Source organism: Pseudomonas fluorescens, from assembly GCF_902497745.1.
GTDB lineage: Bacteria > Pseudomonadota > Gammaproteobacteria > Pseudomonadales > Pseudomonadaceae > Aquipseudomonas > Aquipseudomonas fluorescens_BM.
In genome coordinates this window covers 50,067-66,584 of sequence record NZ_CABVHJ010000017.1, presented here as the reverse complement: position 1 = coordinate 66,584, position 16,518 = coordinate 50,067, and the positions used below count along the sequence as shown (strand labels likewise).

15 protein-coding genes are annotated in these 16,518 nt (G+C 59.5%); 6 read left to right on the top strand and 9 right to left on the bottom strand.

The window, feature by feature from the left end; all coding sequences use genetic code 11:
* The first annotated feature begins 339 nt into the window (after positions 1-339).
* Positions 340-1,275, top strand: coding sequence for a chemotaxis protein CheV (locus tag F8N44_RS23175; protein ID WP_007908676.1), 936 nt, complete (start codon positions 340-342; stop codon positions 1,273-1,275).
* Positions 1,276-1,442: 167 nt separating this feature from the next.
* The gene (locus tag F8N44_RS23170; protein ID WP_150651939.1) at positions 1,443-2,249 is read left to right on the top strand and encodes an MOSC domain-containing protein; all 807 of its coding nucleotides are present in this window, start codon (positions 1,443-1,445) and stop codon (positions 2,247-2,249) included.
* Positions 2,250-2,335: 86 nt separating this feature from the next.
* On the opposite strand, the gene F8N44_RS23165 is transcribed toward F8N44_RS23170, so the two are convergent.
* The 8 genes from F8N44_RS23165 to F8N44_RS23130 form a co-directional block, all read right to left on the bottom strand.
* On the bottom strand, positions 2,336-2,620 hold the full coding sequence (locus F8N44_RS23165; RefSeq protein WP_003226701.1) for a pyrimidine/purine nucleoside phosphorylase: 285 nt from the start codon (positions 2,618-2,620) through the stop codon (positions 2,336-2,338).
* 105 nt (positions 2,621-2,725) lie between these two features.
* Positions 2,726-3,268: an exonuclease domain-containing protein gene (locus F8N44_RS23160; protein WP_150651938.1), complete on the bottom strand. Its 543-nt coding sequence runs from the start codon at positions 3,266-3,268 to the stop codon at positions 2,726-2,728.
* 70 nt (positions 3,269-3,338) lie between these two features.
* Positions 3,339-5,300 carry an acetyl/propionyl/methylcrotonyl-CoA carboxylase subunit alpha gene (locus F8N44_RS23155; RefSeq protein WP_150651937.1) on the bottom strand — a complete coding sequence of 654 codons (1,962 nt, stop codon included), beginning with the start codon at positions 5,298-5,300 and terminating at the stop codon, positions 3,339-3,341.
* A 118-nt stretch (positions 5,301-5,418) separates the two neighbouring features.
* Complete coding sequence (locus tag F8N44_RS23150; protein ID WP_150651936.1) at positions 5,419-6,216, bottom strand: enoyl-CoA hydratase/isomerase family protein; 798 nt, start codon at positions 6,214-6,216, stop codon at positions 5,419-5,421.
* Entirely contained in the window at positions 6,213-7,370 is a 1,158-nt protein-coding gene (gene atuD, locus F8N44_RS23145; protein WP_007908685.1) for a citronellyl-CoA dehydrogenase, read from the bottom strand. The genes F8N44_RS23150 and atuD overlap by 4 nt, the downstream gene beginning before the upstream one ends.
* Before the next feature lie 30 nt (positions 7,371-7,400).
* Positions 7,401-9,017: an acyl-CoA carboxylase subunit beta gene (locus F8N44_RS23140; protein ID WP_150651935.1), complete on the bottom strand. Its 1,617-nt coding sequence runs from the start codon at positions 9,015-9,017 to the stop codon at positions 7,401-7,403.
* 3 nt (positions 9,018-9,020) lie between these two features.
* The gene (locus F8N44_RS23135) at positions 9,021-9,890 is read right to left on the bottom strand and encodes an SDR family oxidoreductase (protein WP_150651934.1); all 870 of its coding nucleotides are present in this window, start codon (positions 9,888-9,890) and stop codon (positions 9,021-9,023) included.
* Positions 9,891-9,902: 12 nt separating this feature from the next.
* Positions 9,903-11,687 carry an acyclic terpene utilization AtuA family protein gene (locus F8N44_RS23130; RefSeq protein ID WP_150651933.1) on the bottom strand — a complete coding sequence of 595 codons (1,785 nt, stop codon included), beginning with the start codon at positions 11,685-11,687 and terminating at the stop codon, positions 9,903-9,905.
* Between the two features lie 184 nt (positions 11,688-11,871).
* Between F8N44_RS23130 and F8N44_RS23125 the strand changes: the two genes are divergently transcribed.
* The 4 genes from F8N44_RS23125 (at position 11,872) to F8N44_RS23110 (ending at position 15,510) form a co-directional block, all read left to right on the top strand.
* A complete protein-coding gene (locus F8N44_RS23125) occupies positions 11,872-12,495 on the top strand; it encodes a TetR/AcrR family transcriptional regulator (RefSeq protein WP_122597091.1) in 624 nt (207 codons plus the stop codon).
* 92 nt (positions 12,496-12,587) lie between these two features.
* Positions 12,588-13,382, top strand: a complete 795-nt coding sequence (locus F8N44_RS23120) for a substrate-binding periplasmic protein (RefSeq protein WP_150651932.1) — start codon at positions 12,588-12,590, stop codon at positions 13,380-13,382.
* A 137-nt stretch (positions 13,383-13,519) separates the two neighbouring features.
* Positions 13,520-14,356: a sugar-binding protein gene (locus F8N44_RS23115; protein WP_150651931.1), complete on the top strand. Its 837-nt coding sequence runs from the start codon at positions 13,520-13,522 to the stop codon at positions 14,354-14,356.
* Between the two features lie 140 nt (positions 14,357-14,496).
* Positions 14,497-15,510, top strand: coding sequence for a GNAT family N-acetyltransferase (locus F8N44_RS23110; RefSeq protein ID WP_150651930.1), 1,014 nt, complete (start codon positions 14,497-14,499; stop codon positions 15,508-15,510).
* Between the two features lie 135 nt (positions 15,511-15,645).
* Here the strand turns inward: F8N44_RS23110 and F8N44_RS23105 are convergent, their stop codons facing one another.
* Positions 15,646-16,200 (bottom strand): RNA polymerase factor sigma-70, encoded by a 555-nt coding sequence (locus tag F8N44_RS23105; RefSeq protein ID WP_141127401.1) that lies wholly within the window; start codon positions 16,198-16,200, stop codon positions 15,646-15,648.
* Between the last annotated feature and the right edge of the window lie 318 nt (positions 16,201-16,518).

The following is a 16,518-nucleotide window of genomic DNA, read 5'->3' as shown; positions in this document are numbered from 1 at the left end:
GTTGTTTCCACTGAACTGCGATCGCACACAATAGCCTGACTCCGTTCATGCAATGAGAATGGCGTCACATTAATGGCTATTGGATATTGCGAATATCAGGTTGGGCCTGATTGTTACTAGGGGAATCCCTTAGGCATGGGAACCTACCGTGCAAACCGAGGTCGCGCCGCAGAGAATGTAGCAGATGAAAATCACTGCGCCAGTAAAGCATGATGTTAATGTGACATCAATGCCCGATCATGGCATTTTTGACGGGGTCGGGTATGGCAATCAAGAACTGCTATTTGCCGCCGATAACCCCACATAGTGAATTCATCAGAACAAGCCCAGGAGTCATTGATGGCCGGCATTCTCGACACGGTAGACCAACGCACGCAACTGGTGGGTGAGAATCGCCTGGAAATTCTCATGTTTCGACTGGCCGGGCGTCAGTTGTTCGCGATCAACGTGTTCAAGGTTCAGGAGGTGCTGCAACTGCCGAAGCTGACCTTGATGCCGCAGCGTCACCCGTTTGTCTGCGGTGTGGTCAATCTGCGCGGTCAGACCTTGCCGGTGATCGATCTGTCGCAAGCGATCGGCATGCGTCCATTGGTGCCAGGCCCGAACAGCACGATCATCGTCACCGAGTACAACCGCTCGGTGCAGGCCTTCCTCGTCGGCGGTGTAGATCGCATCGTCAACATGAACTGGGAAGCCATTCTGCCGCCGCCGACCAGCGCCGGGCGCCAGCATTATCTGACCGCGATCAGCAAAGTCGATGATCAACTGGTGGAAATCATCGACGTCGAAAAAGTCCTCGCCGAAATCGTCCCGTACAACGCCAAGGTCTCGCGGGAAAAACTCGAAGACCCGGTGCTGGAACGCGCCCGTGGCCGCGAAGTGCTGCTGGTGGACGACTCCAACGTGGCGCTCTCGCAATTGCGTGACACCCTCGGCCAGCTCGGCGTGAAAATGCACATTGCCAGCGATGGTCTGAAGGCGCTGAACATGCTCAAGGCCTGGGCCGATACCGGCGTCAACATGACCGACAAGCTGTTGATGATTTTCACCGATGCGGAAATGCCGGAAATGGACGGCTATCGTCTGACTACAGAAATTCGCAACGACCCGCGTCTGCGTGGCCTGTACGTGGTGCTGCATACCTCGTTGTCCGGCAGTTTCAACGATTCGATGGTGAAGAAGGTCGGTTGCGACAACTTCCTCTCCAAGTTCCAGCCGGACAAACTGGTCGATGTGGTTCGCCAGCGCTTGATGCTCGACGAAGTCCCGGCCTGATCACACATCCATTGCAGGAGTGAGCCTGCTCGCGATAGCGGTGTGTCAGCCCCGAATCATTACCTGACACACGGCTTTCGCGAGCAGGCTCGCTCCCACAGTTATTGCTCTTTGATTCCTGATCAAGCTCGTATAGGGTGGCGTTTTTATCCTCCAGGGAGCTGGCCATGCTGCGTCTGAGCGCGCTTTATCGTTACCCGTTGAAATCCGGCAAAGTCGATGTGCTGCAAAATGTCGACCTCGACAAGCTGGGGCTTGATGGCGACCGACGCTGGATGCTTGTGGACGAGGCCAGCGGCCGGTTCCTGACCCAGCGCGCTGAAGCGAAGATGAGCCAGTTGTCGGCCCTGTGGAATGCGCAGGGCGGTCTGACCCTCAGTGCGCCGCAACAGTCTTGCATCGATATCGCCTTGCCGGGCAACGACGCTGAACTGCGCGGCGTGACGATCTGGCGTGACACCTTGCGCGTGCCGGATGCCGGTGATGAGGCTGCCCGATGGGTCAGCGATTTCATTGGAAAACCGACCCGTCTGGTGCAGGTGCCGCTGGATCGAGCTCGCACCACGCAAGCTGGCTATGGCCACGAAGATGATCAGGTCGCGTTCGCCGACGGATTTCCTCTGCTGTTGATCGGCCAAGCCTCTTTGCAGGATCTCTCGCAAAAGGTTGGACGCCCGCTGGAAATGTTGCGTTTTCGGCCGAACCTGGTCATCGAGGGCAGCGAGGCATACGCCGAGGACGGCTGGAAGCGGATTCGCATCGGCGACGTCGAGTTCCGCGTGGTCAAGCCATGTTCGCGCTGCATCCTCACCACCATCGACCCGCAAACCGGTGAGCGCAGTGCCGATCGTGAACCGCTGGCAACCCTGCAGAAATACCGCACCGAAGCCGATGGCGCGATGTTCGGCCAGAACCTGGTGAATGACAGCAATGGCCGACTCGAGGTCGGCATGCCGGTGGAGATCCTCGAGTAACCCGCCACTGAAACGAAAATGCCCGTGTCTTTGGACACGGGCATTTTTATGGGGCAGTACTTCTTGTTTCGCTGCGAGCCTTGGGGTTAGCCGCGGTATTCGCACAGGTAAGCGGTGTCGACCGCGACCTTCAACTGGAACTTGCTGTTGGCCGGGACGTTGAACTGGCTGCCAGCGGCGAAGGTTTCCCAGTCGCTGCTGTCGGGCAGTTTGACGGTCAGTGCACCAGACACGACGTGCATGATTTCACGCTGAGCGGTGCCGAATTCGTATTCGCCCGGGGCCATGACGCCGATGGTCGCCGGACCTTCAGCGGTGCCAAAGGCGATCGACTTGACGGTGCCGTCGAAGTACTCGTTGACTTTAAACATGGGCGATTCCTCGCAAAGGGCTGAAAAATGGAGGCGGCCAGTATGCACAAGGCGTTTGGCGCCGTCACCTGCCCGGCGTCTGTCCGCTGAGTTCTCGAATTGACCCTAGAGTGGCAAGACCAGGGGTAACAGCCGCGCGGTGTTGCGCGCATCCTCCAGCGCCCGATGCTGTTGACCGCTGAACTGCATGCCGGCCAATTGCAATGCGCCGTTAAGGCCCAGCGGCCGTTCGAGGCGCCGAGCCTTGGCGAAGCGTTGTTTGAGGTTCATGTGCGGCACTTTGCTCAAGCCACTGTCGATTTGCAGACGCTGCCATTCCTGCAACAACTGCTTGCGGTCGTAATCACCCCAACTGGCCCAGCCTTCGAGGCGTGATTGATGCTGCGCGAGCCAGCGTTCGAACGCCGGCCAGACTTCGTTCAACGGCTGCGCCGAGTCGATATTGGCCTGAGTGATGTGCGTGAGTTCACGACAAAAAGGTGTCAGCAGTGGCCGCCGCGTCGGTTTGACGAAGCGCTGGAAGTGATCCTGCTCGCGCCCGGCGCGATCGACCAAAGTGGCGCCGATCTCGATAATTTCCATTTCGGTGACCGGCCAGCCACCCTCATCAGTGGTGGCTTCCAGATCTATGACCAGCCAGTGAGGCATCGCAGGGTTCCTGATTTCCGCGTTCTGATAACTCAGAGCGTAGTCAAAACCCGCATGCGTGTGTGGGCGACTACTCGACCTGCAACAGAACCTGACGATTTTTTACCTGATCGCCGACCTTGACCTGCACCCGCTTGAGCATGCCGTCGATGCCGGCCTTGAGCGGGTGCTCCATTTTCATTGCCTCCAGCACCACCAGTAACTGACCTTTACTGACCGGGCTGCCTTCGCTGACCAGTACGTCGACGATGGCACCGTCCATCGGCGCTTTCAGGGTGCCGGAGCTGACGCTGGTCTGACTGTCGATCACGGCGTGAGTTCGATCCTCCAGGCGCAGACTGCCGGGATGGGTGAACAGCCAGAGGTGCCCGCTATCCAGTCGATACGCGTGACGCTGGCGCAAACCGTCGATTTCCAGTGTCAGCGATTGCGTGTTCTGATCGATCAGTTTTAACTCGAGCGCGCGCTCAGCAACCTGCACGGTGAAGGCGCCTTGCGCGTGAGCGAGCAGTTGCACTGTCCAGTTCTGATCATCAAGCCCGAGGCGATAATGCAGCGCCACACTGGCGTTGTTGCGCCAGCCGCTCAGCGGTGCGCGATGATTTTTGGCGCTGGTCTGATAGAACAGCACAGCGGCGATGGCCAGTTCCTCGGCACCCGGAGTGTATCGTTGCTGGCACGGGTGATCGCTGAAGTGCTGCGCGATAAACCCGGTGCTGAATTCACCGCTGATGAACTGCGGATGTTGCAGCAGGCTGACCAACAGACGCTGATTGCTTTGCACGCCGAGCAACACCGTGTCCTGTACCGCGCGCAGCAGTTTGCGCCGGGCCTCTTCACGGCTGGCGCCATGGGCGATCAGTTTGCCGAGCATCGGGTCATAGAACGGGCTCACCGATTGCCCTTCAAGCAAGCCATGATCGATTCGCGAACCGTGTTGCAGCGCTGGCTCCCAGGCTTCTACTCGACCGGTTTGCGGCAGGAAGTCTTGCGCAGGGTCTTCAGCGTAAAGCCGCACTTCCATGGCATGCCCGTTGAGCTGAACCTGATCCTGGGTCAGCGGCAACGGCTGTCCTTCGGCAATCAGCAATTGCCACGCGACCAGATCCAGCCCGGTGATCAACTCAGTCACCGGGTGCTCGACCTGCAGGCGCGTGTTCATTTCGAGAAAGTAGAACTGTCCGCGCGCATCGAGCAAAAACTCAACGGTGCCGGCGCCGACATAGTTCACTGCGCGCCCAGCCTTCAATGCTGCTTCACCCATGGCCCGGCGTAACTCGGCGGTCATCACCGGACAAGGCGCTTCTTCGATGACTTTCTGATGGCGGCGCTGGATCGAACAGTCGCGTTCGCCGAGATAGATCAGGTTACCGTGCTGATCGCCAAACAGTTGCACTTCGACGTGCCTTGGTTCGATCAGCGCCTGTTCAAGGATCAACTCGTCGCTGCCGAAACCGTTCAGTGCTTCGGAGCGCGCGGTGCGCAGTTGCGCGGGCAAATCAGCGGCGTTGTGCAGCAGACGCATGCCGCGCCCGCCGCCGCCAGCACTGGCCTTGATCATCAGCGGATAGCCAATGCATTCGGCTTCACGCAGCAGAGTGGCGTCGTCCTGTTCGGCACCTTGATAACCGGCGATGCACGGTACACCGGCTTCGAGCATGGCGATTTTCGAGCGGCGTTTGCTGCCCATCAATTCGATAGCTTCTACGCTGGGGCCGATGAAGATCAGCCCGGCCTGTTCGCAGGCGCGGGCGAATTCGGCGTTTTCCGAAAGAAAGCCGTAGCCGGGGTGGATGGCGTCAGCACCGCTGCGGCGGGCGGCGTCGAGGATCGCCGGGATATTCAGATACGACTGCTGCACGGGGGCGGGGCCAATGTGTACGGCTTGATCGGCCATTTTGACGTGCAGGGCGTCGGCGTCGGCGTCGGAGAAAACGGCGACGGTGCGGTAGCCGAGCGCTTGCGCAGTGCGCTGGATGCGGCAGGCGATTTCACCGCGGTTGGCGATCAGGATTTTGTGGATGGCGGGCATGGTGATCTTCCTGAGTATTTGGCGGTGGATTGGCTGGCCTCTTCGCGAGCAGGCTCGCTCCCACAAGGGATTTGCGTCGTTCACAAAACCTGTGGGAGCGAGCCTGCTCGCGAAGCTTTTAGCTGGCCCATCGAGGTTTGCGTTTCTGCATGAATGCCATGGTTCCCTCCACACCTTCGTCGCCCGTCACCGCTTCGCTAAACCACTTCGCCGCCTCATCAAGCAATTCACTCGAAGGCTGGCCGGCACTCGCCAACAGCAATTTCTTGGTCATCGCATTCGCCTCCGGGGCGCAACACAACACATGTTGCAGTACCTCATCCAGCCGCTCGGCCAGCGCCTGCGGATCCTGTTCGACAAAGTGCACCAGCCCCAGACGCCGTGCCTGATGCCCGTCAAAACGCGCGGCCGTCAGCGCCAACCGACGGGTTTCGGTCAGGCCAATGCGCTGCACCACAAACGGTGCGATCTGCGCTGGCAGCAAGCCGAGGCTGGTTTCCGGCAGACCGAATTGCGCCTGATGATCGGCAATCGCAATATCGCTGACACACGCCAGACCGAAACCGCCGCCGAGCACCGCGCCTTGCAGCACCGTGATCAACACTTGCGGCGTGTGTTGCGCTTCTTCCAGCAGGGCGCCGAACGCGCGATTCAGATCGCGGTAAGCCTCGGTGCCCTGAGCGCGTGCACTGGCCATGTCCTTGATATCGCCGCCGGCACAAAAATGCCCACCGGCACCGCTGAGTACCAAGGCCCGAACTGATCGGTCATTTCGAACTGCGCTCAACACGGCGCGTAATTCGTCGACCATTTGCAGGCTCATCGCATTGCGACTGTCCGGGCGATTGAGGGTGATGTGCAGCACGCCGCCATGCAGTTCCAGCAACAGCGTCTGGCAATCCGGCAGGCTGCTCATTTCTTTTTCCCCGGGAGGATGCCCATCAGTTTGCAGATGATCCCCAGCATGATTTCGTCGGCGCCGCCGCCAATCGATACCAGCCGCACATCGCGATAGGCGCGGGCCACCGGGTTGTCCCACATGAAGCCCATACCACCCCAATATTGCAGGCAACTGTCGCTGACTTCGCGGCCGAGGCGCCCGGCCTTGAGCTTGGCCATTGACGCCAGGCGCGTGACGTCCTGGCCTTTCACGTACTGCTCGGTGGCCTGATAGACCAGCGCGCGCAAGCATTCGATTTCGGTCTGCAATTCGGCGAGGCGGAAGTGGATGACCTGGTTGTCGATCAGTGCATTGCCGAAGGTCTTGCGCTCTTTGCAATATTCGATGGTGCTGTCGACGCAGTATTCCAGGCCTTTGATCATGTTCGCCGCGCCGAACAGGCGTTCCTCCTGAAACTGCAGCATCTGCATCATGAACCCGGCGCCTTCATGTCCGATGCGGTTGCGTTGTGGTACGCGCACGTTGTCGAAAAACACCTGAGCGGTTTCCGAACTGCGCATGCCGAGCTTGTCCAGGTGCGAGCTGAGGCTGATCCCCGGCGTGTTCATCGGCACCATGATCAGCGACTTGTTGATGTGCGGCTTGTCGTCCGAGGTGTTGGCCAGCAGGCAGATGAAGTCGGCACTCGGCGAGTTGGTGATCCACATCTTGCTGCCGTTGATCACGTAGTCGTCGCCATCCTTGCGCGCGGTGGTTTTCAGCCCGGCGACATCAGAGCCGGCGCCGACTTCGGAGACGCCGATGCAGCCGACCTGCTCGCCGGTGATCGCCGGACGCAGGAACTCTTCGCGCAGTTCGTCGGAGCCGAAGCGGGCGAGCGCCGGGGTGCACATATCAGTCTGCACGCCGATCGACATCGGAATGCCGCCGCAATGGATGGTGCCGAACTCTTCGGCGGCGACAATCGAATAGCTGTAATCCAGACCCATGCCGCCGAACTTTTCCGGTTTAGAAATACCGAGTAAACCGAGGTCGCCGGCCTTGCGGAAAATCTCGTGGATGGGAAAGCGCCCGGCCTTTTCCCATTCGTCGACGTGCGGATTGATCTCATGCTCGACGAACTGGCGGACGGTACGGCGCAAGGCTTCGTGTTCCGGGGTGAAGATCATTGTTCTTGTTCTCCGTAGAATCCGTGGCGGTCAGAACCGGCTGACGCCGAAGCTGTTGGGTTGCAACGTGCGAATGTCGGCTTCGTGGCAGATATCGAGCAAATAGCCGAGCAGGGTGCGCGTGTCGCGCGGATCGATCAGCCCGTCATCCCACAGGTTGGCGCTGCCGTAGAGCGCGGTGGACTGGCTGTCGAGTTTCTGCGCGGTGACCTGTTCGAGCATGTCGAGCATTTTCGGGTCTGGCGTCAGACCGTCCTTGAGCTGTTTGGCTTCGGTGACGATGCGCAAGACTTTCCCGGCCTGCGTGCCGCCCATCACTGCCGTGCGGCTGTTCGGCCAGGCGAAGATGAAACGCGGATCGAGACCGCGCCCGCACATTGCGTAGTTGCCGGCGCCGTAGGAACCGCCGACGACCATCGTCAGTTTAGGCACCCGCGCATTGGCCACCGCTTGAATCAGTTTCGAGCCGTGTTTGATCACGCCTTGCTGTTCCGATTCGGTGCCGACCATAAAACCAGTGGTGTTGTGGAAAAACAGCAGCGGGGTCTGGCTCTGGTCGCAAAGCTGGATGAACTGCGCCGCTTTGCTTGCGCCGTTCGGGGTGATCGGGCCGTTATTGCCGATGAACCCGCAGGCGCGGCCCTGAATCTTCAATTGGCCGCAGATGGTTTGCTGATCGAACTCGCCTTTGAACTCAACGAAGTTCGATTCGTCGGCAATGCGCGCGATGATTTCGCGCACGTCATAGGGCTTTTTCGGATCATCCGGAATCAGTCCGAGCAATTCATCGATGGGGTAGAGCGGTTCTTTGTACTGCGGCTCCGGCAACCATGGCAGTTGTTCATTCCACGGCAGCATGCGCAGGATGTCACGCACCTGACGCACGCCATCGGCATCGTTCTCCGCGAGGTATTCGGCGGTCCCGGCGACCTGCGCATGCATCTCGGCGCCACCAAGTTCTTCATCGGTGGCGACTTCGCCGGTGGCGGCTTTGAGCAGCGGCGGCCCGGCGAGAAACAGCTTGGCCTTGCCGCGCACGACCACCACGTAATCCGACAGCCCCGGCTGATAAGCGCCGCCAGCCGTGGCTGAACCGTGCACCACGGTGATCTGCGGCAAGCCCATGGCGGACATTCGCGCCTGGTTGGCAAAACTGCGCGCGCCTTCGACGAAAATCTCGGCGGCGTAGTTGAGGTTGGCGCCGCCGCTTTCGGCGAGGGTGATCACCGGGAGCTTGTTTTCCTGAGCGATCTGTTGCAGGCGCAGGGATTTTTTCAGGCCGCTCGGCGAGATGGTGCCGCCCTTGATCGCGCTGTTATTCGCCACGATCATCGCGCGGATGCCGCAGACATAACCGATGCCGGCGATCAGTCCGCCCCCGGCCGAGCTGCCGTCCTTGTCGTCGTGCAATTTGTAGCCGGCGAGGCTGGCCAGTTCGAGGAAGGGGGCACCGGGATCGAGTAACAGGTTCAGGCGCTCACGGGGCAACAATTGCCCGCGCTTGTCGAATTTCGCCTTGGCTTCGGCGGCCTTGTTCAGCAGACTCTGTTCGAGTTGCTGCACTTGTTCGATGGCCGTAAGCATGGCCGCACGGTTGCGGGCGAACGCTTCGCTGTGCGGATCGAGTCGGGACTGGATCTGCGGCATGGCTTACTCCTTGTCCTTGAGGACATCGGGGAGGTAGGCCCGGTGAAAGCCGTTGAACGACTCGCTGTGATTCGCCTTGTGCAGCGGCCATGCACGGCTGCCAAGGCTGGCCGCACCGTCGATTTTCAAGGTGCTGCCGCTGATGAACGCCGCCGCCGGGCTGAGCAGAAATACAATCGCTGCGCTGACTTCCGACTCGGTGCCGATGCGTTTGAGCGGTACATGTTCACGCAGGGTTGGAATCACCGCTTTGAACGCGCCTTCGTAAGTGTCCATGCCGCTGGAGGCAATCCATCCCGGCGCCACCGCGTTGACTCGCACCCCGGCATAACCCCACTCGAACGCGGCAGTTTTGGTGAAGTTGTCCATGCCCGACCGCGCGGCGCCGGAGTGGCCCATGCCGGGCATGCCGCCCCACATGTCGGCGAGCATGTTGACGATGTTGCCGCCGTGTTTGCTCATTGACTGGTTGAACACTTCCCGCGCCATCAGAAATCCGCCGACCAGATTGGTGCGCAACACGGTTTCGAAACCTTTCTGATTGATCGAAGCCAGCGGCGACGGGAATTGGCCGCCGGCATTGTTGACCAGTCCATGGATCGGCCCGTGCTCGGCGATCAGCTCTTTGACCAATTGCTTCACCGCTTCTTCATCACGGATATCGCAGGCCTTCCAGTGCGCACGGCCGCCGTCTTCCGCGATTTCGGCGGCGACTTTTTCGAGTTTTTCCGGCTTGCGCCCGACCAACAGTACATGGGCGCCGAGGGCTGCCAGTTCATGCGCGGTGCAGCGACCGATGCCGCTGCCGCCGCCGGTGACGATGATGGTCTGGCCGCTGAACAGATCGGCGTTGAAAATAGACGCGTAAGCCATGCAAACCATCCTCTATTCGAGCTGTTCGGCGATGCTCTGTGGCACCGGGATCTGGATTTCCAGCAGTTGTTGGGCGAAGGCCTTGCCTTGCGGGTCGATGCGCAGACTGGCCACGCCACCACCGCCGAGAGCGTTTTCCAGGAGAAAATTCAGGCTGTGGGTGCCGGGCAGATACCAGCGCTCGACCCGGCCGTGGATCGGGTCGAGAACATGACTCATCCAGTCGACGATGACGGCCGGGGTCAGCGCTTCGGCGATCCACGGCAGGTATTCGGGTTGGCGCGGCAGCACGCCGATGTTGCTGTGATTGCCTTTGTCGCCGGAGCGCGCCACGGCCAGTTTCACCAGCGCCACGCTGGCATCGGCGCGGCCTTGAGGTTTGTCTGGCTGCTGGGCAATCGGCAAATCGTCACTGTCGAGCGCAACCAGTGAGGGCAGGGCGCAAGGATGGCTTTTACCGGCCATGTCGATTTGCAGGGTGCAGGCACTTTTATCAATCAGGAACGAGAACAGGCGGATCAGCGGGTATACCGTTGGCCGTCCGCCGACGATGCCGGTCAATCCCGGCGCCATGCCGGTCGCGGCCTGGGCAATTTCCCGGGAGAACAGCACCAGTGCCTGCTTGTTCGGGTGACGCACGGCGAGTTTGATCACCACCTCACGGCTGTCGTGGCGTTGGCCGTGGGGGCCGTAAGTGGCTTCGCTGCCGAGCAGTTCGATATGGGTTTCGCTGTAGGGCGGCCAGCCACGCTGGCTGAACATCTCCGCCGTTCGGGCGATGATCGCCTGACTGACGCGCCGTGCTTTATCCACCGCATCGATGCCGGCGATCAGGCAACTGGCGGTGCAGCGAAAACCGTCCGGGTAAGTGGCGCTGACCTTGTACTTGTCGCTGGGCGGCAAGCCTTTGGCGCCGTGCACATGCACCGCGTTTTTGCCTTGCTGCTGAAGTTTGACCTGAGTGAAATCGCAGACCACGTCGGGCAGCAGATAGGCCTGTGGATCACCGATTTCATACAGCATCTGTTCGCCAACGGTCAGCGGCGTGATCAGTCCGCCGGAGCCTTCAGGCTTGCTGACGATGAATTGGCCGTCGGCGCTGACTTCCACGATCGGAAAGCCGATGTGTTCGTAGTCCGGCACCTCGCGCCAATCGGTGAAATTGCCGCCGGTGCATTGCGCGCCGCATTCGATGATGTGCCCGGCCAGCGCGGCTTGCGCGAGTTTGTCGTAGTCGTGCCACGACCAGCCGAGTTCGTGCACCAGTGCGGCGCTGACCACAGCGCTGTCGACCACGCGCCCGGTGATGACAATGTCGGCGCCCAGGCGCAGTGCTTCGACGATGCCCGGTGCGCCGAGGTAGGCGTTGGTCGACACGCACATCGGTGGCAGCGGAGCGCCGCTGAACATCTCGGTGATGCCGCTGAGGTTTTTGAATTGCGGTTGCAGGTCATCGCCGAGTAACACGGCGATTTTCAGCGGGACGCCGGCCTTGTCGCATGCCGCCTGCAGGGCGGCGGCGCAGGCCTGCGGATTGACCCCGCCGGCATTGCTGATCACGCGGATGTTCTGCCTGGCGAGTTCGCGCAGCAGGGGCGTGAGGATTTCGATGAAGTCACTGGCGAAGCCCGCCTGCGGGTCTTTCAGGCGTGCGCCGGCCATGATCGACAGGGTGATCTCGGCGAGGTAGTCGAACACCAGATAGTCCAGCTCGCCGCCTTCCACTAGCTGCGCGGCGGCGGTGGACGTATCTCCCCAGAATGCACTGGCGCATCCGATGCGAACGGTGGTGGGCATTTTTATCTCCGACTCAGCAACCTGCGACAGAAGTGTCTGGAGGCTACCAAGCAAGCGCTTGGTTTGTAAACAGTTGAAACTATCTTCTGCCCAAGCGCTTGCTTGGTTGCCGCTGGCGGCTTAAATTGCGCGCAACCCTGCGGTTTCAGGGGGCAACAGACTGATCGACTGTAGGAGAGAACGGGTGGACGAGCAAAAAGCCTTGAGGGTCATGCGCGATTTGGTCGACGAAGGTCAGTTGACCGACCCCGACAGCGCCCGTGGCAAATTGCTGCAAGTGGCGGCTCACCTGTTTCGCAACAAAGGCTACGAACGCACCACAGTGCGCGATCTGGCCGGTGCCGTCGGTATCCAGTCCGGGAGCATTTTTCATCACTTCAAAAGCAAGGATGAAATCCTCCGCGCGGTGATGGAAGAAACCATCCGCTACAACACGGCCCTGATGCGCGCGGCGCTGGCCGACGCCGCAGATGTACGCGAGCGCGTGCTGGCACTGATTCGCTGCGAATTGCAGTCGATCATGGGCGGCAGCGGTGAAGCCATGGCGGTGTTGGTTTATGAGTGGCGCTCGCTGTCCGAAGAGGGCCAGGCCAAAGTGCTGGCGCTGCGCGATGTTTACGAAGACATCTGGCTGCAAGTGCTGGGTGAAGCCAAGGACGCCGGATTTATCCGTGGCGATGTATTTATTACCCGACGTTTCCTCACTGGCGCACTGTCATGGACGACCACATGGTTCCGTGCCGGCGGCAGTTTGAGCCTTGATCAACTGGCCGACGAGGCGTTGATTCTGGTCCTCGAAGAACGTTGAAGCACTTTCTATCCAGCCGGGAAACTGGCTAACTGGGCGAAACCGCCTAGCTTGAATGCATTGATCGGTATTTTTTCGGGGAGTGGGGTGTTTTGAAGTCTTTGCCAATTCGGACGGCCGCGGGGTTGATGCTCGCAGCGCTGGCTGCATTCTGGGTATTGCCCGCTCAGGCAGCGCAATTGGTTCGGGTCGGCGCGGCGCATTTTCCGCCTTACACCATTCGCCCGGAAAACGGTGCCGACACCGGTCTCTTGCCGCAACTGGTCGAGGCCCTCAATCGCCTGCAAAGCGACTATCAGTTCGTCCTTGTGCCCACCTCGATCCCCCGGCGTTTCGGTGACTTCAAGCAAGGCCGGATCGACATGGCGATTTTCGAGAACCCTGAGTGGGGCTGGAAAGATATTCCTCACACGGATGTCGACATGGGCCTCGAGGACGCGGAGATTTTCGTCGCGCAACGCGAAGACGGTCGTCAGCAGAACTACTTTGCCGACCTCACCGGCAAGCGCCTGGCGCTGTTCAGCGGTTATCACTACGAATTTGCTAACTTCAATGCCGACCCCAAGTATCTGGCTCAGAATTATAACGCCACGCTGACCTATTCCCATGACAGCAACCTGCTGATGGTCCTTCGTAGTCGCGCCGATATTGCCTTGGTGACCCGTTCCTATCTGTTCGATTACCTGCTGCGTAACGAGAAGGTGCGCGATGAGTTGCTGGTGTCGCAGCGCATCGATCAGGTCTATCACCATTACGCCATTCTTCGTCCGACGGCGCCGATTACCGGCGCTGCGTTTGGCAAGTTGCTTCAGGGGCTGCGCGACAATGGTGAAATGCTGAAAATTTTCGAGCCGTACAAGATTGCGGTGGTGCCGGTGCCGAAGTAACGGCGTGTCATGCCCATCCGTTGGTCGGATACTTGGGTGACCCTGTCAGATCTGACAGTAGACGCTGTATTGGCTTCAGGTTTTGATTCCTTTCCACACCCGCTCTTTGTGAGCGGCTTGAGAAAAAGGAATTTGCCATGTCCAATCCATCCCCGATTTCACTGCGTTGTGTGCCTGTTCCATTCGTAGAGCAAGCCAGCGGGAATGTCCTCACCTTGAACAAGCCCGATGGTTCGACCGGCCTTACAGTCGAAGTGTCGAGCTGGCCCTTTATGGCGCTCGGGCAACCGACGACGCTGCATGCCTGTGGTCAGACAAGCGCTGGTTCGCCAATCATGTTGCGCATCGCCGATGCTGAACCATTGACGCAGCAGGAATTTGAGGCGGGCTGGCGCAGAACGATTGCGTGGGATGACCTGCAGGATCTGAAACACAACAGCCAACTGGTGTTTGTCTTTCAGGCGGCCCTGAATAACGCGGGTTGTGATTGTCCACTGCTGTTTCCTCCGATCAGCCTCAAAGTGCGAGTTCCCTTCGAGGATCTGACGACCTTCTCCGACGCTGAAGAAGCGCCCTGGAACGGCTGGACAAAAGGCCCGGCTGCAATCGACCCCGGAGATCTGGTTGTCGGCAAGGACGGGGACATCTACGTTCTCAACAACCGCACGTACACCAACGCATCGGCTGGCATCATTCTGGAAAAAAACTTCGTGAACCTTGAAGCCGGTACGCGTTATGAGTTCGGTTTACAGGTTCGTCGAACCAACACCAGCTCCAGTGTGCCGAGTCTGTCGCTTGCAGCAGGCACCCAGACCGTCACTGAAGCCAAGGATTTTCCAGCCATGACTTGGGAATCACTGGAGGGCACGTTTACTGCGGATTCTTCGCAGTGCACGTTGGCAATCATCAGTCATACGGCGAGTGGCAGCGGAAACGATTACGCAATCAAAAGGATCTGTGTCAGGTCTGTTTAGTTTGAGAGCATTGGGTTAGTCAGCTTCATAGAGCCCCGCCAGCAAACAGCATCGTCAGATTGTTGGTGGGAATCTCTAAATTTTCCGGGCGCGATCACGTTCCAGCATTTAACTGTCGACGATTATCGTGAGCCCGACCCATGTCCAATCTGAATGACCTGACTGCCCTGGCCTTGCCTTCGGGCAGTCAACTGATCGCTGATGCTACCGAAAGCCGTCTGAGCCTGAGCCTGGACGGGCAACCGCTGATTCGCCTGCGCCTCGATCGAGAGGCCAAGGGCTCGATCCAGCTCGATGAGCGCTTCGCGCTGCCGCCCGGGCAGGCGCTGTGGGCAGCGTGTTACTGGCTGTTCGCGCGGGATCCGGCGTGCCAGCAACTGACCTGGCAGCTAGACCAGCCTCCGACCGAAGCTTTGCTCAGCGGTTTGCTGGTGAGCACCGAAGTGGCTGGCGAATATCGCTGCGAACGCACGCTGTTCTGGCAACTGCCACAACCGTGGCTCGGCACTTCACTGACCGGCAGCTATCCGCAGCAGATGATCATCAGCCAAGGCAAGCGTCATCCACTGCGGCCGGTGAAGCCGCGCGGTGAAGTCTATCGGCGTTTCGATGCGCGTCTGGGTGCGTGGATTTCTCTGCGCACCGTAGAGATCGAAGAAGACCTGCCGCGCTTCAACCGCTGGCAGAACAGCCCGCGCGTCGCCAGTTTCTGGCAGGAAGAGGGCAGTCTCGACAAGCACCGCGAATACCTGAGCAAACTCGATGCTGACCCGCACACGCTGACCTTGATCGGCTGTTTCGATGATCAGCCGTTTGCCTATTTCGAAGCCTACTGGGCCAAGGAAGATCGCATCGCGCCGTTCTACGATGCCGACAATTACGATCGTGGCATTCACATGCTGGTCGGCGAAGAGGATCATCGCGGCCCGCACAAAGTGGCGAGCTGGTTATCGGCGTTGGTGCATTACCTGTTTCTGGATGATCCGCGCACGCAGCGGGTGGTCGCTGAACCACGGGCCGACAATGCGAAGATGATCGGCCATATGCAGAATCAATGCTTTCACTGCGAAAAGGAATTCGACTTCCCGCACAAGCGCGCGGCGCTGATGATTCTGGGGCGTGAGCGGTTTTTTGATCGGTGCAAATTGGCCTGAGGCAGTCGGGCTTGAGATCCATTGCGGTCTCAAGTCCGCCTTCGCGAGCAAGCTCGCTCCCACATGTGTTCTGCGTACACAGATCCAATGTGGGAGCGAGCCTGCTCGCGAATGTCTTGACGCCGAATTCAGATCTTAGCGACGACCGGCAATCACCGCATCCCGACGACTGCCCGAGACTTTGCGGCAGTGCACCAGCGCATCACGAATCATGAAGTTGACCAGGGTCGGCGAAACGCCGAGTTCCTTGGCGATGTCCTTTTGCGGCACGCCGTGCAGGCGGTACATCTCGAACGCATAGCGAGTGCGGCTCGGCAGCTCGGTCAGTGCGTCGGCGATGTTTTCCAGGGTCGAAAAGTTGATGTGCGAGGTTTCCGGCGAAGCACCCTGGATGACCACATTCAGCCCTTCCTCTTCAGGGCCGGAGTATTTCTGTTCCAGCGCCTGTTTACGGTAGTGATCGATGGCGAGGTTGCGCACGATCTGGAACAGATAGCTCAGTTGCGCCTTGATCGACGACGTGATCGGTGGCGCCGATTGCAGTCGGAAAAACGCATCCTGCACCACATCTTCGGCGCGCGACCGGCAGCCGGTAATGCGGGCTGCAATCTTGACCAGAATCAGTCGATTGTCGACGAATGCCTGAAGTAGCGGTGAATCGCACTTGCTTGTGGATACTTGTTCCGTCATGGAAATCACCTTGCTGCCAAATAGGTTAGTGGGACGCCTTCGGGGACGGGGCCGTCCTACACATCGAGCGACAAATTATGTTGAATGATAATGATTGTCAATTGAGAAAGAGAACTAATGATCCAAATCGGTGCGATGTGAGAACTGCGACACGCCGCCACACCCCGGCCCCATTGGCGATCCAGCCTGCCGACTAATTATTTCAAGACGTCATCCGTTCTCATTGGTGAATGGTTCCGGGTGATGCGCTCGGCCAGACAGCATTCCAATGCCTCGCGCGGTCGGCACAGACCGCGCCCTGCATGCCCTTTGAGGGGC